The sequence below is a fragment of the Pseudomonas sp. YL2 genome, from assembly GCF_023063025.1.
In the GTDB taxonomy this organism is placed as follows: Bacteria; Pseudomonadota; Gammaproteobacteria; order Pseudomonadales; family Pseudomonadaceae; genus Aquipseudomonas; species Aquipseudomonas putida_A.
Window position 1 is genome coordinate 75,685 of record NZ_JAJSLU010000011.1, and the last position, 19,013, is coordinate 94,697.

Consider the following 19,013-nt stretch of genomic DNA (forward strand, 5'->3'; position numbering starts at 1 on the left):
CCGCGCAATCTATATTCCGATTAAACCTGCGCACTGTTTGCCAGTCGTAGAATTCATGAGGGCCGCTTTGGCCCGCCGTTTCAGCTGTGCGTCGCGAAATCGGCGTGCGGTCGTCATCAGGAGTTTTGTGCATGACGCGCACCGGAAAAATCTTCAGTTGGACCTTCGCCACTCTCGTACTGCTGCTGGCGGTACTGGTTCTGATCATCGTGTTCTTCGACTGGAACCGGATCAAACCGCCGCTCAACGCCAAAGTCTCGGAAGAATTGCATCGTCCGTTCGCCATCAATGGCAACCTCGCGGTGATCTGGCAGCGTGAGCCGGACGAAGGCGGCTGGCGGGCCTGGGTGCCTTGGCCGCACGTGGTGGCTGAAGACCTGACGCTGGGCAATCCGGACTGGTCGAAGCAGCCGCAGATGGTCACACTCAAACGCGTGGAGCTGCGCATCTCGCCGCTGGCCCTGCTGGCGCAACGGGTGACGATCCCGCGCATCGACCTGACCGAACCCAACGCGCAACTGCAACGCCTGGCTGATGGCCGCGCCAACTGGACCTTCAAGTTCGACCCGAAAGACCCGAATGCCGAACCGTCGAACTGGGTGGTGGACATCGGAGCCATTGGCTTCGACAAGGGCCACGTCACTCTGGATGACCAGACACTCAAGACTAATCTCGACGTGTTGATCGATCCGCTGGGCAAACCGATTCCGTTCAGCGATATCGTCGGCGCCAAAGCCGCGAAGACCGCGCAGGACAAGGGCGCCGCGCCGCAGGACTATGCGTTCGCGCTGAAGGTCAAAGGCCAATACCACGGCCAGAACCTCACCGGTCAGGGCAAGATCGGCGGGCTGCTGGCGTTGCAGGACGCGAACAAACCGTTCCCGCTGCAGGCTCAGGCGAAGATCGGCGCCACCAGCATCGAACTCGCTGGCACCTTGACCGACCCGCTGAACCTTGGCGCTCTTGATCTGCGTCTGAAACTGGCCGGCGCCAGCCTCGGCAACCTCTATCCACTGACCGGCGTGACCCTGCCGGACACGCCGCCGTACTCCACCGACGGCCATCTGATTGCCAAGCTGCATGATGCCGCCGGTGCGAAATTCACTTATGAACAGTTCAACGGCAAGATCGGCGGCAGTGACATTCACGGCGATCTGACCTACGTCGCCAGCCAGCCACGGCCCAAGCTCAGCGGCGCGTTGCTGTCCAATCAATTGCTGTTCGCCGACCTCGCGCCGCTGATCGGCGCCGACTCCAATGACAAGCAAAAGGCCCGCGGCGGCGAGAGCAAGCAGCCGTCCGACAAAGTGCTGCCGGTGGAAGAATTCAAGACCGACCGCTGGCGCGCGATGGATGCCGACGTCGAGTTCACCGGCAAGCGCATCGTCCACAGTGAAAAGCTGCCGTTCACCGACCTCTATACCCACCTGAAACTCAACGACGGCGAACTCAGCCTCGAACCGCTGCGCTTCGGCGTGGCCGGCGGCAATCTGGACGCGCAGATCCGCCTCAATGGTCGCACCGAACCGCTTGAAGGCCGGGCCAAACTGACTGCGCGCGGCTTCAAGCTCAAGCAGTTGTTCCCGACCTTCGAACCGATGAAAACCAGCTTCGGTGAGCTCAACGGTGATGCTGATATCAGCGGTCGCGGCAACTCGGTGGCCAAGCTGCTCGGCGGCGCCAATGGCCAGTTGAAGATGCTGATCAACGACGGCGCGATCAGCCGTGAACTGATGGAGCTGGCCGGTCTCAACGTCGGTAACTACGTGGTCGGCAAGATTTTTGGCGACAAGGAAGTGAAGATCAACTGCGCGGCGGCGGACTTCGACATCAAGACTGGCCTGGCGACCACACGGCTGTTTGTGTTCGATACCGAGAACGCGATCATCTACATCGACGGCACCGCGAACATGGCCACCGAGCAATTGGACCTGACGGTGACACCGGAGTCCAAGGGCTGGCGTCTGATTTCGCTGCGTTCACCGTTGTACGTGCGCGGCAAGTTCATCAAGCCGGACGCCGGGGTCAAGGCCGTGCCGTTGATGTTGCGTGGCGCGGGGATGGTGGCACTGGGCGTGATTGCCGCACCGGCTGCGGGGTTGTTGGCGCTGGTGGCGCCGAGTGGCGGGGAGCCGAACCAGTGTGCGCCTCTGCTTGAGCAGATGAAGGCGGGCAAGGCGCCAGTGACCGTCAAGCCAACAAAATGATCGGTGACTGACAGGCCCCCCTCGCGGGCAAGCTTGCTCCCCCAGGCTTAGTGTAAAACCTGTGGGGGCGGGGGTGCTCCCGGAGGCGCTTTTGGGAGGGTTACATGGCGTTCCGGATGGCGGGCATGTCATCCGCGTGCTCTTCTTCCTGCGCGAGGATGTCTTCGAAGATGCGCCGGGTGGTCGGGTCTTTTTCGCCGATGTACTGGATGATCTCGCGGTAGCTGTCGATGGCGATCCGTTCGGCCACCAGGTCTTCGTAGACCATTTCCTTCAAGGTGTTCCCGGCCACGTATTGGGCATGGGACATTTTCGACAGCAGGTCCGGATTGAACTCCGGTTCGCCACCCAGTTGCACGATGCGCTCGGCCAGACGGTCGGCATGTTGCGCTTCCTGGGTCGCGTGTTCGAGGAATTCTTCCGCGGCCACGTGGGCTTTGACGCCGTTGGCCATGAAGTAATGACGCTTGTAACGCAGCACGCAGACCAGCTCGGTGGCCAGCGACTCGTTGAGCAAGCGCAGCACCTCGTCACGGTCGGCGCTGTAGCTCTCGGTTACCGCGCCGTTCTCGACGTGTTGTCGCGCACGTTCGCGCAGGGTTTTGACATCTGACAAGTGCAGGTCGTCGCTCATGTTGATCTCCAGGAGGCTAATCCAATGGCGCCACGCTCTACAGGCGTGATCGGTTACCCAAGTTGTGAGTCCTGAGCGACGCAAAAAGTTTTATGAGATTTCCGGCGACCTTGGTACCAGCTCGGACAACTGCGCTTCTTCGCGCAACCAGGCAAAAAACGCCCGCACCGGCGGATGCCGCTCCCGTCCCGGCACACACAGCGCGCTGTATCCGGCACCATCGACTTGCACCTGCCCCTTGTACGGCACCAGCAACCCACTGGCGACGCTCTGCGAGACCAGAATATTGCTCGCCAGCACCAGACCTTGTCCGGCAATCGCTGCTTGCAGGGCGTAATGCTCTTCGTCGTACTCGCGAATCGCCGGATGCTGGTTCAACCAGTTTTCGCCGGAGCGAGCGCACCACGCTTCCCAGCCATGGGCATACAGCTTCGAGTTGTGCCAGCGCACGCTGATCAGCGCCGGCGTGCGCCGGGCGGCCAGCGCCACCTGTTCCGGCGAGCCATACACGCCGAAGGTCTCATCGAACAGGCACAAGCCGTAAAGGTTGGGGTAATCGTCGAGGCTATAGCGCAGCACCAGATCGACGCTGGCGTCCTGATGCAGGTCGATGACTTCGCAGTGGGTATCGAGGCGTACGTTGATGTTCGGGTGTTGCGCATAAAACCTTCCGAGGCGCGGCACCAGCCACAGCGCGGCAAACGCGGCGGTGGTCGACAGTGTCAGGTTGCTGCCGCTGCGTTGCGGACGCAGGGTGTCGACGCTTTGCGCCACTTCCAGCAGCGCCCCGTGCAAGCTGCGAAACAGCCGCTCGCCCCCTTCGGTCAGGCGCACCTGACGCGGCAAACGCTCGAACAGCGCCACGCCGAGCCAGTCTTCCAGCGCTCGGATCTGATGGGAAATCGCCGTCGGCGTGACCGACAACTCCTCGGCGGCAGCCTTGAAACTTAGCAACCGCGAAGCGGATTCGAAGGCGCGCAGGGCGGTCAGCGGCAACGAGGCGAACATTGAGTGCTCCATGGATGAAATGGATTCATCCCGACTGATTTTTACTCAGTTGAGACAGCAGCGGGTCGGCGCCAATCTGGCGCCACTTAGCCACTCAAGTCTAGTCCCAAGGAGATTCAGATGAGCAAGATTCTTGCGATCCATGCCAGCCCGCGCGGTGATCGTTCGCACTCACGGCGTTTGGCAGAAAGTTTTCTCAGCGCCTGGCAGGTGCGCCATCCACAGGCTCAGGTCACCCGCCGGGAAGTCGGGCGCGCGCTGATCACGCCAGTCAACGAAGCCTTTGTCGCCGCCGCGTTTCACCCTGAACCCGAAGCGCGTCCGTTGTCGATGCAGGCCGATCTGGCGCTCAGCGATCAACTGGTCGGCGAGTTGTTCGAGCATGACCTGCTGCTGATTTCCACGCCGATGTACAACTTCAGCGTGCCCAGCGGCCTCAAGGCCTGGGTCGATCAGATCGTGCGTCTGGGCCTGACGTTCGACCACACCCTGGACAACGGCATCGCTCAATACACGCCGTTGCTGCAAGGCAAGAAAGCGCTGATTGTCACCAGCCGTGGCGGTTTCGGCTTCGGCCCCGGCGGCGAACTGGAAGCGTTGAACCATGCCGATCCGTGGTTGCGCACCGCGCTGGGCTTTATCGGCATCAACGACGTCAGCGTGGTCGCGGCCGAGGGCGAGGAATCGGCCGAGCGCACCTTCGCGGTATCAGTGGGCGAGGCCGAGCAGCGTTTGCTCGACCTCGCCCGGACGTTCTAAGTGGCCTGGCTGTGCCTGCTGATCGCCGCCGGTTTCGAGGTGACTTTCGCCATGGGCATGAAGTACGCCGAAGGCTTCACCCGCTTGTGGCCGTCGCTGATCACGGTGGTGGCGGCGATTGGCGGGATTTACTTCCTGACGTTGGCGCTGCGCGAGTTGCCGGTGAGCATCGCCTATCCGATCTGGACGGCGATCGGCTCGCTGGGCACGGTGTTTCTCGGTTTTGCCCTGCTCGGCGAGAGCCTGACCCTGGTCAAACTGCTGTCGGTGGGGCTGATTGTGGCGGGGGTGGTGGGCCTGAAGTAGGCTGATGGTGCAGTTGTCATCATCAGGGAGGAGGCTTGGCGGGCGTTTTGCACGTCTGGCATCCACTCAGCGACCACAAGGATGTTTGCCCATGTCACAAGGTTCGGCGACACGTTATCCACTGGTGCTGGTGCCGGGCATGCTCGGGTTTATCCGGCTGCTGCTGTATCCGTACTGGTACGGGATCATTAAGGCGTTGCGCCGTGGCGGGGCGACGGTGATTGCGGTGCAGGTATCGCCGCTCAATTCCACCGAGGTGCGTGGCGAGCAGTTGCTGGCGCGCATCGACGAAATTCTGCGCGAGACCGGCGCTGCCAGGGTCAATCTGTTCGGCCACAGCCAGGGCTCGTTGACCGCGCGTTATGCCGCCGCGAAACGGCCGGATCTGGTCGCCTCGGTAACCTCCGTGGCCGGGCCCAATCACGGTTCTGAACTGGCCGACTATCTGCAGAAACACTACCCGGCGAACAGCGCCAAGGGCCGCGTGCTTGAGGTGCTGTTGCGTTTTGTCGGCTGGCTGATGGCGTTGCTGGAAACCGGTTACCACGGGCCGAAACTGCCGGTGGACATCCACGCTTCGCATCAATCGCTGACCAGTGAAGGCGTGGCGCTGTTCAATCAGCGTTATCCACAGGGCCTGCCCGAGACATGGGGCGGTCACGGGCCGGAAGAGGTCAACGGCGTGCGTTATTACTCGTGGTCGGGGACGTTGCAACCGGGCAAGACCGATCGCGGTGGCAACCTGTTCGACGGCACCAACCGCAGCTGCCGCTTGTTCGCAAAAACCTTCGTGCGCGAGCCGGGGCAGTGTGACGGGATGGTCGGGCGTTACAGCTCGCACCTCGGCACGGTGATTGGCGACGACTATCCGCTGGATCACTTCGACATCGTCAATCAGTCGCTGGGGCTGGTGGGGAAGGGCGCGGATCCGGTGCGGTTGTTTGTCGAGCATGCGGCGCGGCTAAAGGCCGCCGGCGTGTGAATGTCAGTTACACCGCGTTATCGTTCTTCGCGAGCAAGCCCGCTCCCACAGTGGTTCGCATTCCACCTGTTGGAACCCGGTCGAATGTGGGAGCGGGCTTGCTCGCGAAAGGGCCAGATCAGGCAACGCTGATTCTGCGGCCTAGCACGGTGGTCCAGCGCTCGGAAAGAATCACCCCGCCCAACGTCAACACCCCACCCACCAGGTGATACATCGCCAGCTCTTCCTTCAACACCACCGCCGCAATCAGCGCGGTAATCAGCGGCAGCAGGTTAAAGAACAAGGTCGTGCGGCTCGGTCCCAGGCGCTGTACCGCCTGCATCCACGCCAGCGGCGCGAGCATCGAGGCCAGCAGGCACGCGTACAGCACCAGCGGAATGTTCTGCGCGGTGAAGCCGGTTTTCGGCGAGGCGGCGTACAGCGGAAACAGCACCACAATCGCCACCAGCACCTGCAGGTACAACAACACCAGCGGCGGCAGGCGCAGCTGCCATTTTTTCAGCAGGGTGCTGTAGATCGCGTAGGCCAGGGTGGCGATCAGCATCATCGCGTCACCCAGGTTCACTCCATGTTGCAGCAGCGCGCCGAGGCTGCCGGACGACACCACCACCAGCACGCCGGCGAACGACAGCACCGCGCCGAACAATGCGCCAGCGGTCAGGCGCTGGCCGAGGCTGATGATGGCCATGGCCAGCGACATTAGCGGCATCAGCGACAGAATGATGCCCATGTTGGTCGCCGTGGTCAGGGTCGCGGCGAAATAGGCGAGGCTCTGATAGACCGCCATCCCGAGCACGCCGAGGATGAAGATCTTGCCCAGATTCGGGCGGATCTGCGGCCAGTGCGCGATCACCGCTTTGAGCATGAACGGGGTGAACAGCAGCCCGGCGAGCAGCCAGCGGTAGAAACCGATCTCGGCGGGGAAGATCGCCCCGACCGCCAGTTTGTTGATCACGGTATTGCCGGCCCAGATGAAAATCGCCAGCAGGGGAAACGCGTATTGCATGGGTTAAAACCAGAACGTTGATGAACGGTGATTATCGCCTGTCTGGATGCAGCCCTATACTGCGAACCGGACAACCTGCCTCTGCAACCGGACAGCATGAACAGCAAGCACATCGATCTGCTGGATTTCAGCGAACTGCCGTCGGCGGTGTACTTCCGCTATGCCGACTTCAACGCCCATGAATACGCGGCGCCGCACCGTCATCCGTGGGGCACGCTGGAGTACGCGGCCCACGGTGTGCTGCACATGGACGTCGGCGGCAGCCGCTTCATGTCGCCGCCGCACTACGCGGTGTGGGTGCCGCCGCAGGTCGAGCACAGTTTCTACAGCCATCAACCGGTCAACTACCGCGCGGTGTGCCTCGATCCGAAGGTTTGCGCCGATCTGCCGCCGCGCGCCTGCACGCTGGCAATCAGCGACATTCTCAAGGCGATTCTCAAGGACTTCGCCGCCCGCGACGTGAAAATCCCCGAACTGGATGCCGACCAGCGTCTGGCCCAGGTGTTGGTCGATCAATTGCAACAGGCGCCGGTGCATGAATGTTATCTGCCGTACGCAAGCAATCCCGGGTTGCTGGCGATCCTCGACGCCTTGCAGGCTGATCCGGGCAATAACCTCCCGCTGGCGCACTGGGCGGCGCAAGTGCACGTCAGTGAACGCACGCTAGCCCGGCAGTTCGTGCGCGAACTGGGACTGAGTTTCGGAGAATGGCGTCAGCGCCTGCGTTATCTCGCGGCCATCGAGGCGCTGGAAGGTACCCGCAGCGTGCAGGAAATCGCCTTCGATCTCGGCTACAGCAGCGGCTCGGCGTTCATTGCCATGTTTGCCCGGCAGGCCGGGTGTACGCCGGAACAGTATCGGCGTAGCCACCTGGAAGGCAGGAAGGTGTAACAAGATTTGGCTACACTTCAGCGGAGGCCGCATCCATCGATGCGGCGACAAGGAGAAAACTCCATGAAGATGTTGCGTGTCCCTTTGTTGATGATCGGTCTGCTCCTGTGTTCCCAGGGTTTCGCCGCCACGGCGCAACAGAACAAAATGACCACCTGCAATGCTGACGCTACCGCCAAAAGCCTCAAGGGCGACGAGCGCAAGACGTTCATGAGCACTTGCCTCAAGGCTGCACCGGCCGCCAATGACGGCAAAGTGCTGACCCCGCAGCAGGAAAAAATGAAAACCTGCAACGCCGATGCGAAAACCAAGGCGCTGACCGGCGATGCGCGCAAGACCTTCATGAGTGATTGTCTGAAGAAAAAATAATCAGCAAGGATTTGCGGTGAACGGGCCGGCCTCTTCGCGAGCAGGCTCGCTCCCACATTGAAATGCGTACCCCCCTGTGGGAGCGAGCCTGCTCGCGAAGGGGCCATTGAGCACGACAATAGCCCCTGCATATCCCTAGTGCTCTCCCCGGATCGCTGGCAGACTGCCAATCCTTTTACGCCGTTCGTTTTGAGGCTGTATGCCAACGTTTTCTGAGCGTCATGTTGTGTTTTGGGTCAGTTGCATCATCATCTGCGGCGGCTTGCTGCTGGCATTGCCGCTGCGCTTGTTGCCCAGCCTGCTGGCCGGTTTGCTGGTGTTCGAGCTGGTCAACATGCTCACCCCGCAACTGCAACGGCTGATCGAAGGTCGGCGTGCGCGCTGGCTGGCGGTGGCGCTGCTGGGCACCCTGGTGGTCAGTGTGCTGGCGCTGATCTTTGCCGGCGCCATCAGTTTCCTGCTGCACGAAGCGGAAAACCCGGGCGCCTCGCTCGACAAATTCATGGGCGTGGTCGATCGCGCGCGCGGGCAACTGCCGCCGTTTCTCGATGCCTACCTGCCGGCCAGCGCTGCGGAATTTCGCGTGGCCATCGGCGAATGGGCGAGCAAGCACCTGTCCGAGCTGCAACTGGTGGGCAAGGACGCGGCGCACATGTTCGTCACCCTGCTGATCGGCATGGTCCTCGGCGCGATCATTGCCTTGCAGCGCGTGCCGGACCTGACCAAACGCAAACCGCTGGCCGCCGCCCTGTTCGACCGTCTGCACCTGGTGGTTCAAGCCTTTCGCAACATCGTCTTCGCGCAGATCAAGATTTCCCTGCTGAACACTTTCTTCACCGCGATTTTCCTGGTGGTGGTCTTGCCGCTGTTCGGTATCAAGCTGCCGCTGACCAAGACCCTGATCGTCCTGACCTTTCTGCTCGGCCTGTTGCCGGTGATCGGCAACCTGATGTCGAACACGCTGATCACCATCGTCGGCCTGTCGCTGTCGATCTGGGTGGCGGTGGCGGCGCTGGGCTATCTGATCTTTATCCACAAGCTCGAATACTTCCTCAACGCGCGCATCGTCGGCGGGCAGATCAGTGCCAAGTCGTGGGAGTTGCTGCTGGCGATGCTGGTGTTCGAAGCCGCGTTCGGCCTGCCGGGAGTGGTGGCGGGGCCGATTTATTACGCGTACCTGAAGAGTGAGTTGAAGCTGGGCGGGATGGTTTGATTCAAGCCTTGTAGCGTTTGAAAGGGCCCTTTCGCGAGCAAGCCCGCTCCCACAGGTTCAGTGTGATCCTGTGGGAGCGGGCTTGCTCGCGAAGGGCGCGCCGCTGATTCTGGATCAGACCATCGAACCGTAGCGCTTCATCGCCTCAATCGCCAGACCGCTGCCGATGCTGCCAAAGATATTGCCTTCCACATGTCGCGCATTCGGCAGCATCGCCGAAACGCTGTTGCGCAGTGCCGGAATGCCGCTCGAACCGCCGGTGAAGAACACCGTATCGACCTGCGCCACCGACACGTTGGCATCGTTCAACAGCTGCGTAACGCTGCCGCGCACGCGTTCAAGCAAGGCGTCGATCGACGATTCGAACAGGGCGCGGCTCAGTTCCACGCTCAGGCCCGGCTCAATCCGATCCAGCGGTACGTGGCGGCTGTCGGCGTGGGTCAGCTGGATCTTGGTTTCTTCGACTTCCATCGCCAGCCAGTGCCCGGCGCGCTGTTCGATCAGCTTGAACAGACGGTCGATGCCACCGGTGTCCTCGATGTCGTAGCGCATGCTGCCCAGCGCCAGGGTGGATTTCTGCGAGTACACCGAGTTGATGGTGTGCCAGGTCGCCAGGTTCATGTGGTGACTGGTCGGCATGTAGGCGCCGCTCTTCATCCGGCTGCCGTAGCCGAACAACGGCATCAGGCCTTGCAGGCTCAGCTGTTTATCAAAATCGGTACCGCCGATGTGCACGCCGCCGGTGGCGAGAATGTCGTCGTGACGGTTGTCCATGCCGCGACGCTCGGGCGACAGGCGCACCAGCGAGAAGTCCGAAGTACCACCGCCGATGTCGACGATCAGCACCAGCTCTTCTTTCTCGATTGTGGACTCGTAGTCGAATGCGGCGGCAATCGGTTCGTACTGGAACGACACGTCCTTGAAACCGAGCTTGCGTGCCACTTCGACCAGGGTGTCTTCGGCTTCCTGGTCAGCCAGCGGGTCGTCATCGACGAAAAACACCGGACGCCCCAGCACCACTTGTTCGAACTCGCGACCGGCGGCCGTTTCGGCACGGCTCTTGAGCTGACCGATGAACAGACCCAACAGATCCTTGAACGGCATCGCCGTGCCGAGCACGCTGGTGTCGTGCTTGATCAGCTTGGAACCGAGCAGGCTCTTGAGCGAGCGCATCAGCCGGCCTTCGTAGCCTTCCAGGTATTCGTGCAGGGCCAGACGACCGTAAACCGGACGGCGCTCTTCGATGTTGAAGAAGACCACCGACGGCAGGGTGATCTTGTCGTCTTCCAGCGCGATCATCGTTTCCATGCCGGGGCGCAGCCAGCCGACGGTGGAGTTGGAGGTGCCGAAGTCGATACCGCAGGCACGGGCTGGAGAGGCGTTGTTCATGTCTTTCGGGTTCCGGTCAAAAAACGGCCGCGCAGTGTATGTCAGTGCGCGGCAGATTCGAAGGCCGGTCATCTGCTATTTCACGACTAAGCTTCTTGAAAGTCGCAGCTTCGCCCCAAACTTGCTGGCATGGGCCGGCAGACATACCGGCGGTCGCAAGAACCGTCGTCCACTGCCGATAAACTTCTGCTGCGCCACCCGGTCACAAAGTTGAGATCGGTCAACCCGGCACGCGCGAATGAGCGCATGCTGGCCTCGGCGCGAAATCGATAACGGATGGTGATTTCTTCGATGGACTTCAAAGACTATTACAAGATACTCGGCGTGGAGCCGACAGCGGACGACAAGGCGATCAAGGCTGCCTATCGCAAGCTGGCGCGCAAATACCACCCCGATGTCAGCAAGGAAAAAGACGCCGAGGCCAAGTTCAAGGACGCCTCGGAAGCCTATGAAGCGCTGAAAAGCGCCGACAAACGCGCCGAATATGACGAGCTGCGCCGTTATGGCCAGCACGGTCAGCCGTTCCAGGGCCCGCCGGGCTGGCAGAGCCGTGGCGGTTTTGGCGGCGGCGGTGGCGACACCGGCGACTTTTCGGACTTCTTCAGTTCGATCTTCGGCAATCGCGGCGCCGGTTTCGGTGGCGACGGTCGGCAACAACGCAGTGCAGGGCGCCGAGGGCAAGACGTGGAAATGGAACTGCCGGTCTTCCTTGAGGAGACCTTGTCGGACGAGTCGAAGAAGGTCAGCTTTCAGGTTCCGCAATACAACGCCAACGGTCAGCACGTCAGCAACACCAGCAAGAGCCTGAACGTGAAGATCCCGGCGGGCGTCACCGACGGCGAGCGCATCCGCCTCAAAGGCCAGGGCGCACCGGGCATCGGTGGCGGGGCCAATGGCGATCTATACCTGACCATTCGCTTTGCGCCGCACCCGAAATTCGATGTCGAAGGCGAAAACCTGATCATCACCTTGCCATTGGCACCGTGGGAGCTGGCGTTGGGCGCTGAAGTGGCGGTGCCGACCCTGACCGGCAAGATCAACCTCAAGGTTCCGGCCGGCAGTCAGAACGGTCAGCGCATGCGCGCCAAGGGGCATGGCTTGAAGAACAAGGCTGGTGAGCGCGGTTACCTGTTCGTGCAGCTCAAGGCCGTGATGCCGAAAACCTCCGACGACGAGGTCAAGGCGCTGTGGCAGGAACTGGCGAAGAAAGCTGCGTTCAACCCACGAGAGAACTTCTGAATCCGACGACGGAGTAGCCCATCATGAGCAGCCCCCTGATCGTTCAACTGGACATGGCAGAATTCTGTGAGGCGGCCGATCTGTCGGACGTCTACGTGATCGAAATCGTCGAACACGGCATCCTCGAACCTCAGGGCGCGCAGCCCCGGGAATGGCGGTTCACCGACTACGAGTTGAGCCTGGCCAAGCGCGCCGCGAAGTTGCGGCGCGAGCTGGAGCTTGAGTGGGAGGGCGTCGCGCTGGCACTTGATCTGCTGGATGAAGTGAAGGAACTGCGAGCCGAGAATCGCATGCTGCGCCAGCGGTTGGGGCGTTTGGTGGTCGAGTAGTTTTACCGTTGGTTCTGGAGTGTCTTTGCCGGCCCCTTCGCGAGCAAGCCCGCTCCCACAGTGGATCGCGATCTGAATGTGGGAGCGAGCTTGCTCGCGAAGAACGATTACGCGGTTGGCCTGCTTAAACCTTTCTTGGCAACACCACACTGAACAGCGTGCCGTCGGCCTCGCTCGAGCTGACATCGATCGTCCCGCCATGGGCGTTCACCACTTCCTTGACGATGAACAAGCCCAACCCGAGGCTGGTCGACGGTTGCCCGAGTTCTTCGTCGGCGCTGCGCACCAGCGGGTCGAAAATGGTGCCGATCGCCTCTTCGGAAATCGGTGTGCCGTAGTTGTGCACCGACAGGCACACGTGGTCGCTCTCGCCACGCAGATCGACGGTCACGTCGCGCTGGTTGGCACCGTGCTGCAAGGCATTGCCGATCAGGTTTTGCAGTAACTGGTCGATCCGTCCGGCGTCCCACACGCCGCTGGTGTCACCGTGCACGGTGAGCCTGGGATCGGATTGCGGTTGACCGGCGCAGGCTTCGGCGATCGCCGCTCGCGCCGCAACGGCCAGATCCATCGGTGCCGGCTCGATCGGCAGGCTACGGCCCAGACGACTGCGCACCAGTTCCAGCAGATCGCTGACCATCGTCGCCATGTGCCGCGCGCCACGCTTGATGTGCTGGGCGCAGGCCAGGGCATCGCCTTCAAGGCTGGATTTGCGCAGCAGCAGTTCGGTGGACATGCTCACCGCCTGCAGCGGCGCACGCAGGTCATGGCCGAGGATGGCGAGGAAAATGTCCCGCGAGCGATTGACCTGCTCGGCGTAGGCCGCGGTGGATTCGGCCAGTGCCTCGTCGATGGCTTCGTTGAAACGGATCATGTCCTGAAAATAGGTCATGTCCGGCGATTCAAGGCTGTTGACCCACAGGCGGATCACGCAGGCGCGCAAATGGCGGAATTCGCTGGTCATCTGCACCAGATCGAAACCGACGGTGTGGCGCAGTTCGCCATGGCTGGCGCCGGCCTCGTCCAGGCTCGGGGTCTTTTCCGGGCCTTCGCCCTTGGCCTTGGCAGCCTGTTCGGCGGGGCTTTGCGGCTTGTTCATGTCGCGGGCGGCGGCCCGCAGAATCTCGCTGGCGTGATCGCGCAGCGCAGTGGAATCCAGATAGTCGGCGGCCGGCGTGATGGTCGCGGCGAACTGTTCCCACTCATCGACGATAGGGTCGATATTGGCCACGATGAACTCGGAAAGACGCATGGGCAGTTCCTGAAAAAAGGCGGAGCGAATCGAATATTAGCCCCTTTGGCGGGAAATACACGACCGTTTGCACGGTGCTTTTCCAGCGACATGAAAAAGGCCCCGGGATCGTGCGCAAGACACGAAACCGGGGCCTTTTGCCGTGCGTCAGAACAGGAAGTAGCGCTGGGCCATCGGCAGGGTTTCAGCCGGTTCACACCAGAGCAGCACGCCGTCGGCCTTGACCTGATAGGTCTGCGGGTCAACGTCGATGTTCGGCAGGTAATCGTTGTGGATCAGGTCGGTTTTCTGCACGTCGCGGCAGCCTTTGACCACGCCGATTTTCTTCTTCAGGCCCAATGCCTCGGGCAACCCGGCCTCCTGCGCGGCCTGACTGATGAACGTCAGGCTGGTGGCGTGCAGCGAGCCGCCGTAACTGGCGAACATCGGGCGGTAGTGCACCGGTTGCGGGGTTGGAATCGACGCGTTGGCGTCGCCCATCAGACTGGCGGCGATGGCGCCGCCCTTGAGGATCAGCGTCGGTTTCACACCGAAAAACGCCGGACGCCAGAGCACCAGGTCGGCCCATTTGCCGACTTCGATCGAACCCACTTCATGACTGATGCCATGCGTGATCGCCGGGTTGATCGTGTATTTGGCGATGTAGCGCTTGGCGCGGAAGTTGTCGTTGCCTGCGCCATCCTGCGGCAGCGGGCCGCGCTGCTTTTTCATCTTGTCGGCGGTTTGCCAGGTGCGCGTGATGACTTCGCCGACGCGGCCCATGGCCTGGCTGTCGGAGCTGATCATCGAGAACGCGCCGAGGTCGTGGAGGATGTCTTCGGCGGCAATCGTCTCGCGGCGGATACGGCTTTCGGCGAACGCCACGTCTTCGGCAATGCTTGGGTCGAGGTGGTGGCAGACCATCAGCATGTCGAGGTGTTCGTCGATGGTGTTGCGGGTGAACGGCCGGGTCGGGTTGGTCGAGCTCGGCAGCACGTTAGGAAAACCGCAGGCCTTGATGATGTCCGGCGCATGGCCGCCACCGGCACCTTCGGTGTGATAGGTGTGAATGGTGCGGCCCTTGAACGCGCCGAGGGTGGTTTCGACGAAACCCGATTCGTTGAGGGTGTCGGTGTGTATCGCCACCTGCACGTCGTACTGGTCGGCGACGCTCAGACAGTTGTCGATGCTCGCCGGAGTGGTACCCCAGTCTTCGTGCAGTTTGAGGCCGATGGCGCCGGCCTTGACCTGCTCGATCAGCGGCTCCGGCAGGCTGGCGTTGCCCTTGCCGGTGAGGCCGATGTTCATCGGGAATGCGTCAGCGGCCTGCAGCATCCGCGCCAGGTGCCACGGCCCGGAGGTGCAGGTGGTGGCGTTGGTGCCGGTCGCCGGCCCCGTGCCGCCGCCGATCATGGTGGTGACGCCGCTCATCAGCGCTTCTTCGATCTGCTGCGGGCAGATGAAGTGGATGTGCGTGTCGATGCCGCCGGCAGTGAGGATCATGCCTTCACCGGCGATCACCTCGGTGCTGGCGCCGATGGCGATGGTCACGTTGGGCTGTACGTCCGGGTTACCGGCCTTGCCGATCGCGGCGATGCGCCCGTCCTTGAGGCCGACGTCGGCTTTGACGATGCCCCAGTGGTCGATGATCAACGCATTGGTGATCAGGGTGTCGACCACTTCGGCGGCCAGCAACTGGCTCTGGCCCTGACCGTCGCGGATCACTTTGCCGCCGCCGAACTTCACTTCTTCGCCGTAGGTGGTGAAGTCCTTTTCGACTTCGATCCACAACTCGGTGTCCGCCAGGCGCACCTTGTCGCCGACGGTGGGGCCGAACATGTCGGCGTAGGCTTGACGCGAGATCTTCATGTGTTCGCCTTGGAATTCAATTGGTTTTGAGATCGTTCGCTGCGCTCACTTTCGCGAGCAGGCTCGCTCCCACAGGGGATCGGATTCCAGCTGGAGGAACTCGGTTTAATGTGGGAGCGGGCTTGCTCGCGAAGGGGCCAGAGCAGACACCGCATTACTTAGAGATCACCCATGACCCGCCCGGCAAAGCCGAACACCCGCCGATGCCCGGCGTACTCCACCAGCTCGACCTCGCGACTTTGCCCCGGCTCGAAGCGCACGGCGGTGCCGGCGGGGATGTTCAGGCGCATGCCACGGCTGGCCGCGCGATCAAAGGTCAGCGCGTCGTTGGTTTCGAAAAAGTGATAGTGCGAACCGACCTGGATCGGTCGGTCGCCGCTGTTGGCGACTTTCAGGCTGAGGGTGCGGCGGCCGACATTCAATTCGATGTCGCCGGGCTGGATCTGGTACTGGCCGGGAATCATGGCCGGGCTCCTTGCAGAATCTTGTAGTAGAGGGCGGTCGGGCGATAGGTACCGTGCGGGTCGCAGGCGTAGTCGGGAATTTCGCCGGCGCGGGTGTAACCCAGGGCCTTGTAGAAATCTTCGGCGGGGGAGCCGGCCTCGGTGTCGAGGTAGAGCATGCCGCGCTTGTGCTTGGCCGCTTCGAGCTCCAGCGCATTCATCAATTGCTGACCGAGGCCGCGTCGACGCGCCTGTTCGCGCACCAGCAGCTTCTGCACTTCGGCGCGATTGAGGCCGTTGGCCTTCTGGCACAGGCCCAACTGCACGCTGGCCTGCACCTCTTCATCCTTGACCACCACCCAGAGCAACACACTGCCCTTGTTCACTTGTTGCTGCACTTCATCGAAATAGGCGCGGGCTTGCGCGGCATCGAGGTCGGCCATGAAACCGACGCTGGCGCCATAACCCACGGCGTCGAGCAGCAGATCAATCAGGCCCTGACGATAGTGCGCAAAACTTTCCGCATTGACGCGTCGCAGTTGGGCGGGGTTCATCGCGTATCACTCCTTGTTGGCGACCGGCGGCTGGGCGCCAGGATTGAGGGTCAGTTGCATGAAGGTCAGATCGAGCCAGCGACCGAACTTGGTGCCGACTTGCGGCATTTGTCCGGTGATGCTGAAACCGGCGCGCTCATGCAGACGAATGGAAGCGGCGTTGCCACTTTCGATGGCGGCGACCATCACATGCTTGTCGCAGGCTTTGGCCCGCTCGATCAGCACGCTCATCAATTGCGGGCCAAGACCGTTGCCGCGCTGGTCGCTGCGCACGTAGACCGAGTGCTCGACGGTATGGCGGAAACCGTCGAACGGCCGCCAGTCGCCAAAGGAAGCGTAGCCGAGCACAACGTTGTCGGCGTCGACGATCACCAGAATCGGGTAGGCCTGGGCCTGACGGGCGCTGAACCACGCCTGGCGGTTGCCGAGGTCGACCGCCGATTCGTTCCAGATCGCCGTGGTGTTGAGCACCGCGTCGTTGTAGATGTCGCGGATCGCCGGCAGATCGGCGTGCAGGGCATCGCGAATGGTGTAAGTCATGGCGCGACCTCAGACGATCGGTTGGTGGACGGTGACCAGTTTGGTGCCGTCGGGAAACGTCGCTTCGACCTGGATCTCCGGGATCATTTCCGGGATGCCTTCCATCACCTGCTCGCGGCTGAGCAGGGTGGTGCCGAAGTGCATCAGCTCGGCCACGGTCTGGCCATCACGGGCGCCTTCGAGCAGGGCGGCGGAGATGTAGGCCATGGCTTCCGGGTAGTTGAGCTTCACGCCACGGGCCAGTCGGCGTTCGGCGACGAGGCCGGCGGTGAAGATCAACAGCTTGTCTTTTTCGCGTGGGGTCAGGTCCATTGCGGGTATCCATCAGGGCAGTTTGAAAAATGTGCACAAATTTCCTGTGGGAGCGGGCTTGCTCGCGAAAGCGGCAGGTCAGCCCGCATCTGTGTGAATGACACACCGCCTTCGCGAGCAAGCCCGCTCCCACAATTGGATTGCATTTCAGGTGTTCCAGATTCGCGGGGGCTGGGCTTCGCGGCCTAGCAGAGCCGGGCGTAACAAACGCCATAAATCGATTAGCCAGGCGCGGGCCAGCAGTGCCTCGCTCGCCAGGCAACGTGCCACCAACAGCCCCGGCAACTGGGTCAGATCACCGCGCACTGCATGCCCCAGCGAACGACACCGCTCCAGCAGTTCGGCGTCGATTTCACCGCTCACCAGCAGCGTCGCAAACACCGGATTGCCATCCAGACCGATCGGCGAATCGAGCAAGCCGTCATTGCCGGTGATGCGCTGACGCTCGTGCCAGAGCAATCGCCCGTCGCGGCGGATATCCAGATGCGCTTGAAAGTGTCCGAGGTCGAAGCGCTCGCCACTGGCCGGTCGGCCCAGCGCCACCACGTCCCAGTAGAACAACCGCGCATCGCCTTCAAGCTCGATTGAGGTGGTGAGTTCAGCCTGAGCGGCGCTGTAGACGATGGTTTCCTGCGGCAGCCATTCCAGCGTCGCACCGGCAGCGACTTTCAGGTCAAGCTGCTGATACGCCGGCCCCGCTGCGCGATACCACTTGGCCGCGCCGGGGCTGGTGATCTGCGCCCAGGCGTCTGCTTCGACGCGGGCGCTGATGTTCAGCCGGTCACCGCCGGCGATCCCGCCGGGCGGGTGGACGATGATGTGCTGGCAGACCTCGGGGCCTTCGGCATACAGGTGCTTTTGCACGCGCAGAGGGCCGAGATGCCGGCGCTGAACCGGGCGCGTACAGTCGCCGAAGCGGGCGTAGGCCAGCTCCAGCTCGGCGTGCCAGCTCGGGGTAAACAGGGCAGTGGGAAGCGGTAAGTTCATGGTTTGTAATTATCGTTAGGAAGCTACAGATTAAATTGTTACCAGACCTCGTACACCCTCGGCCTCCATATTTTCGCCGCGACCCTGTTGCACGATCTCGCCCCGGGACATCACCAGGTACTGATCGGCCAGCTCCGCAGCGAAATCGTAGAACTGCTCCACCAGCAAAATCGCCATGTCGCCGCGCGCCGCGAGCTTCTTGATCACCGCGCCTATCTCCTTGATCACCGAGGGCTGGATGCCTTCGGTGGGCTCGTCGAGGATCAGCAAACGCGGACGACTGGCCAGGGCGCGACCGATAGCCAGCTGCTGTTGCTGACCGCCGGACAGGTCACCGCCGCGGCGCTGCTTCATTTGTAGCAGCACCGGGAACAATTCGTAGATGAAACCTGGTACTTCTTTCGCTTCGCTGCCGGGAAACCGTGACAGGCCCATCAGCAGATTTTCTTCCACTGTGAGCCGGCCGAAGATTTCCCGGCCCTGTGGCACATAGGCGATCCCGGCGTGTACCCGCTGGTGCGGCTTGAACGTGGTAATCGGTTGGCCTTCCCAGTTCACCACACCTTCCTTGGCCGGCAACAGGCCCATCAGGCATTTGAGCAGGGTGGTCTTGCCCACGCCGTTGCGCCCGAGCAGGCAGGTGACTTCGCCGACTTTTACGTCGAATGAGAGGCCACGGAGGATGTGGCTACCGCCGTAGTACTGGTGCAGCTTGTCGACTTGCAGCATTCTCAAAATCTCCTCA

At 62.0% G+C, this 19,013-nt stretch carries 21 protein-coding genes; 9 read left to right on the forward strand and 12 right to left on the reverse strand.

The genetic code is table 11. The annotated features are described in order from the left end of the window. The first annotated feature begins 131 nt into the window (after positions 1-131). Positions 132-2,207 carry an AsmA family protein gene (locus tag LVD08_RS16830; protein WP_247268701.1) on the forward strand — a complete coding sequence of 692 codons (2,076 nt, stop codon included), beginning with the start codon at positions 132-134 and terminating at the stop codon, positions 2,205-2,207. Positions 2,208-2,307: 100 nt separating this feature from the next. Here LVD08_RS16830 and LVD08_RS16835 read toward each other — a convergent pair whose 3' ends face one another. Continuing rightward, positions 2,308-2,841 carry a ferritin-like domain-containing protein gene (locus LVD08_RS16835; RefSeq protein ID WP_247268702.1) on the reverse strand — a complete coding sequence of 178 codons (534 nt, stop codon included), beginning with the start codon at positions 2,839-2,841 and terminating at the stop codon, positions 2,308-2,310. Between the two features lie 90 nt (positions 2,842-2,931). Next, positions 2,932-3,861, reverse strand: a complete 930-nt coding sequence (locus LVD08_RS16840; protein WP_247268703.1) for a LysR substrate-binding domain-containing protein — start codon at positions 3,859-3,861, stop codon at positions 2,932-2,934. Positions 3,862-3,969: 108 nt separating this feature from the next. Here LVD08_RS16840 and LVD08_RS16845 point away from each other — a divergent pair, with 108 nt between their 5' ends. The 3 genes from LVD08_RS16845 (at position 3,970) to LVD08_RS16855 (ending at position 5,896) form a co-directional block, all read left to right on the forward strand. Next, positions 3,970-4,608, forward strand: a complete 639-nt coding sequence (locus tag LVD08_RS16845) for an FMN-dependent NADH-azoreductase (protein ID WP_247268704.1) — start codon at positions 3,970-3,972, stop codon at positions 4,606-4,608. Continuing rightward, positions 4,609-4,914 carry a DMT family transporter gene (locus LVD08_RS16850; protein WP_097089887.1) on the forward strand — a complete coding sequence of 102 codons (306 nt, stop codon included), beginning with the start codon at positions 4,609-4,611 and terminating at the stop codon, positions 4,912-4,914. A 91-nt stretch (positions 4,915-5,005) separates the two neighbouring features. Then, positions 5,006-5,896 carry an esterase/lipase family protein gene (locus LVD08_RS16855; protein ID WP_247268705.1) on the forward strand — a complete coding sequence of 297 codons (891 nt, stop codon included), beginning with the start codon at positions 5,006-5,008 and terminating at the stop codon, positions 5,894-5,896. Between the two features lie 118 nt (positions 5,897-6,014). Here the strand turns inward: LVD08_RS16855 and LVD08_RS16860 are convergent, their stop codons facing one another. Next, the gene (locus tag LVD08_RS16860; protein WP_247268706.1) at positions 6,015-6,902 is read right to left on the reverse strand and encodes a DMT family transporter; all 888 of its coding nucleotides are present in this window, start codon (positions 6,900-6,902) and stop codon (positions 6,015-6,017) included. Positions 6,903-6,998: 96 nt separating this feature from the next. Between LVD08_RS16860 and LVD08_RS16865 the strand changes: the two genes are divergently transcribed. The 3 genes from LVD08_RS16865 (at position 6,999) to LVD08_RS16875 (ending at position 9,375) form a co-directional block, all read left to right on the forward strand. Then, on the forward strand, positions 6,999-7,793 hold the full coding sequence (locus LVD08_RS16865; RefSeq protein ID WP_247268707.1) for an AraC family transcriptional regulator: 795 nt from the start codon (positions 6,999-7,001) through the stop codon (positions 7,791-7,793). Positions 7,794-7,856: 63 nt separating this feature from the next. Next, complete coding sequence (locus tag LVD08_RS16870) at positions 7,857-8,162, forward strand: PsiF family protein (protein ID WP_007966973.1); 306 nt, start codon at positions 7,857-7,859, stop codon at positions 8,160-8,162. A gap of 199 nt (positions 8,163-8,361) precedes the next feature. Then, positions 8,362-9,375: an AI-2E family transporter gene (locus LVD08_RS16875; protein WP_027613551.1), complete on the forward strand. Its 1,014-nt coding sequence runs from the start codon at positions 8,362-8,364 to the stop codon at positions 9,373-9,375. A gap of 114 nt (positions 9,376-9,489) precedes the next feature. Here the strand turns inward: LVD08_RS16875 and LVD08_RS16880 are convergent, their stop codons facing one another. Continuing rightward, entirely contained in the window at positions 9,490-10,764 is a 1,275-nt protein-coding gene (locus tag LVD08_RS16880; RefSeq protein ID WP_047600627.1) for an Hsp70 family protein, read from the reverse strand. Between the two features lie 291 nt (positions 10,765-11,055). Here LVD08_RS16880 and LVD08_RS16885 point away from each other — a divergent pair, with 291 nt between their 5' ends. Both LVD08_RS16885 and LVD08_RS16890 read left to right on the forward strand, forming a co-directional pair. Beyond that, on the forward strand, positions 11,056-12,003 hold the full coding sequence (locus tag LVD08_RS16885) for a DnaJ C-terminal domain-containing protein (protein ID WP_027613553.1): 948 nt from the start codon (positions 11,056-11,058) through the stop codon (positions 12,001-12,003). A gap of 23 nt (positions 12,004-12,026) precedes the next feature. Continuing rightward, positions 12,027-12,332, forward strand: coding sequence for a chaperone modulator CbpM (locus LVD08_RS16890; RefSeq protein ID WP_027613554.1), 306 nt, complete (start codon positions 12,027-12,029; stop codon positions 12,330-12,332). Between the two features lie 124 nt (positions 12,333-12,456). Here LVD08_RS16890 and LVD08_RS16895 read toward each other — a convergent pair whose 3' ends face one another. The 8 genes from LVD08_RS16895 to urtE all read right to left on the reverse strand — a co-directional run bounded on the left by LVD08_RS16895 (position 12,457) and on the right by urtE (position 18,997). Further along, positions 12,457-13,584, reverse strand: a complete 1,128-nt coding sequence (locus LVD08_RS16895; RefSeq protein WP_247268708.1) for a sensor histidine kinase — start codon at positions 13,582-13,584, stop codon at positions 12,457-12,459. Positions 13,585-13,731: 147 nt separating this feature from the next. After that, a complete protein-coding gene (gene ureC / locus LVD08_RS16900) occupies positions 13,732-15,432 on the reverse strand; it encodes an urease subunit alpha (protein ID WP_115988317.1) in 1,701 nt (566 codons plus the stop codon). Between the two features lie 158 nt (positions 15,433-15,590). Then, positions 15,591-15,896, reverse strand: a complete 306-nt coding sequence (locus tag LVD08_RS16905) for an urease subunit beta (RefSeq protein ID WP_098966985.1) — start codon at positions 15,894-15,896, stop codon at positions 15,591-15,593. Next, positions 15,893-16,429 carry a GNAT family N-acetyltransferase gene (locus LVD08_RS16910; RefSeq protein WP_027613558.1) on the reverse strand — a complete coding sequence of 179 codons (537 nt, stop codon included), beginning with the start codon at positions 16,427-16,429 and terminating at the stop codon, positions 15,893-15,895. The genes LVD08_RS16905 and LVD08_RS16910 overlap by 4 nt, the downstream gene beginning before the upstream one ends. A gap of 6 nt (positions 16,430-16,435) precedes the next feature. Next, positions 16,436-16,969 (reverse strand): GNAT family N-acetyltransferase, encoded by a 534-nt coding sequence (locus LVD08_RS16915; RefSeq protein ID WP_047600616.1) that lies wholly within the window; start codon positions 16,967-16,969, stop codon positions 16,436-16,438. Between the two features lie 9 nt (positions 16,970-16,978). After that, a complete protein-coding gene (gene ureA / locus LVD08_RS16920) occupies positions 16,979-17,281 on the reverse strand; it encodes an urease subunit gamma (protein WP_007915951.1) in 303 nt (100 codons plus the stop codon). Positions 17,282-17,428: 147 nt separating this feature from the next. Beyond that, the gene (locus LVD08_RS16925) at positions 17,429-18,268 is read right to left on the reverse strand and encodes an urease accessory protein UreD (protein ID WP_247268709.1); all 840 of its coding nucleotides are present in this window, start codon (positions 18,266-18,268) and stop codon (positions 17,429-17,431) included. A 30-nt stretch (positions 18,269-18,298) separates the two neighbouring features. Beyond that, positions 18,299-18,997, reverse strand: coding sequence for an urea ABC transporter ATP-binding subunit UrtE (gene urtE, locus LVD08_RS16930; protein WP_098966990.1), 699 nt, complete (start codon positions 18,995-18,997; stop codon positions 18,299-18,301). Between the last annotated feature and the right edge of the window lie 16 nt (positions 18,998-19,013).

What these genes read in the sequence shown, in the direction of transcription:
- LVD08_RS16830 (WP_247268701.1), top strand. Translation starts at nt 132, where the DNA reads ATGACGCGCACCGGAAAAATCTTCAGTTGGACCTTCGCCACTCTCGTA.
- ureC (WP_115988317.1), bottom strand. Translation starts at nt 15,432, where the DNA reads ATGAAGATCTCGCGTCAAGCCTACGCCGACATGTTCGGCCCCACCGTC.
- LVD08_RS16870 (WP_007966973.1), top strand. Translation starts at nt 7,857, where the DNA reads ATGAAGATGTTGCGTGTCCCTTTGTTGATGATCGGTCTGCTCCTGTGT.
- LVD08_RS16840 (WP_247268703.1), bottom strand. Translation starts at nt 3,861, where the DNA reads ATGGAGCACTCAATGTTCGCCTCGTTGCCGCTGACCGCCCTGCGCGCC.
- ureA (WP_007915951.1), bottom strand. Translation starts at nt 17,281, where the DNA reads ATGGACCTGACCCCACGCGAAAAAGACAAGCTGTTGATCTTCACCGCC.
- LVD08_RS16845 (WP_247268704.1), top strand. Translation starts at nt 3,970, where the DNA reads ATGAGCAAGATTCTTGCGATCCATGCCAGCCCGCGCGGTGATCGTTCG.
- LVD08_RS16895 (WP_247268708.1), bottom strand. Translation starts at nt 13,584, where the DNA reads ATGCGTCTTTCCGAGTTCATCGTGGCCAATATCGACCCTATCGTCGAT.
- LVD08_RS16925 (WP_247268709.1), bottom strand. Translation starts at nt 18,268, where the DNA reads ATGAACTTACCGCTTCCCACTGCCCTGTTTACCCCGAGCTGGCACGCC.
- LVD08_RS16880 (WP_047600627.1), bottom strand. Translation starts at nt 10,764, where the DNA reads ATGAACAACGCCTCTCCAGCCCGTGCCTGCGGTATCGACTTCGGCACC.
- urtE (WP_098966990.1), bottom strand. Translation starts at nt 18,997, where the DNA reads ATGCTGCAAGTCGACAAGCTGCACCAGTACTACGGCGGTAGCCACATC.
- LVD08_RS16890 (WP_027613554.1), top strand. Translation starts at nt 12,027, where the DNA reads ATGAGCAGCCCCCTGATCGTTCAACTGGACATGGCAGAATTCTGTGAG.
- LVD08_RS16875 (WP_027613551.1), top strand. Translation starts at nt 8,362, where the DNA reads ATGCCAACGTTTTCTGAGCGTCATGTTGTGTTTTGGGTCAGTTGCATC.
- LVD08_RS16865 (WP_247268707.1), top strand. Translation starts at nt 6,999, where the DNA reads ATGAACAGCAAGCACATCGATCTGCTGGATTTCAGCGAACTGCCGTCG.
- LVD08_RS16885 (WP_027613553.1), top strand. Translation starts at nt 11,056, where the DNA reads ATGGACTTCAAAGACTATTACAAGATACTCGGCGTGGAGCCGACAGCG.
- LVD08_RS16915 (WP_047600616.1), bottom strand. Translation starts at nt 16,969, where the DNA reads ATGACTTACACCATTCGCGATGCCCTGCACGCCGATCTGCCGGCGATC.
- LVD08_RS16910 (WP_027613558.1), bottom strand. Translation starts at nt 16,429, where the DNA reads ATGAACCCCGCCCAACTGCGACGCGTCAATGCGGAAAGTTTTGCGCAC.
- LVD08_RS16860 (WP_247268706.1), bottom strand. Translation starts at nt 6,902, where the DNA reads ATGCAATACGCGTTTCCCCTGCTGGCGATTTTCATCTGGGCCGGCAAT.
- LVD08_RS16855 (WP_247268705.1), top strand. Translation starts at nt 5,006, where the DNA reads ATGTCACAAGGTTCGGCGACACGTTATCCACTGGTGCTGGTGCCGGGC.
- LVD08_RS16835 (WP_247268702.1), bottom strand. Translation starts at nt 2,841, where the DNA reads ATGAGCGACGACCTGCACTTGTCAGATGTCAAAACCCTGCGCGAACGT.
- LVD08_RS16905 (WP_098966985.1), bottom strand. Translation starts at nt 15,896, where the DNA reads ATGATTCCCGGCCAGTACCAGATCCAGCCCGGCGACATCGAATTGAAT.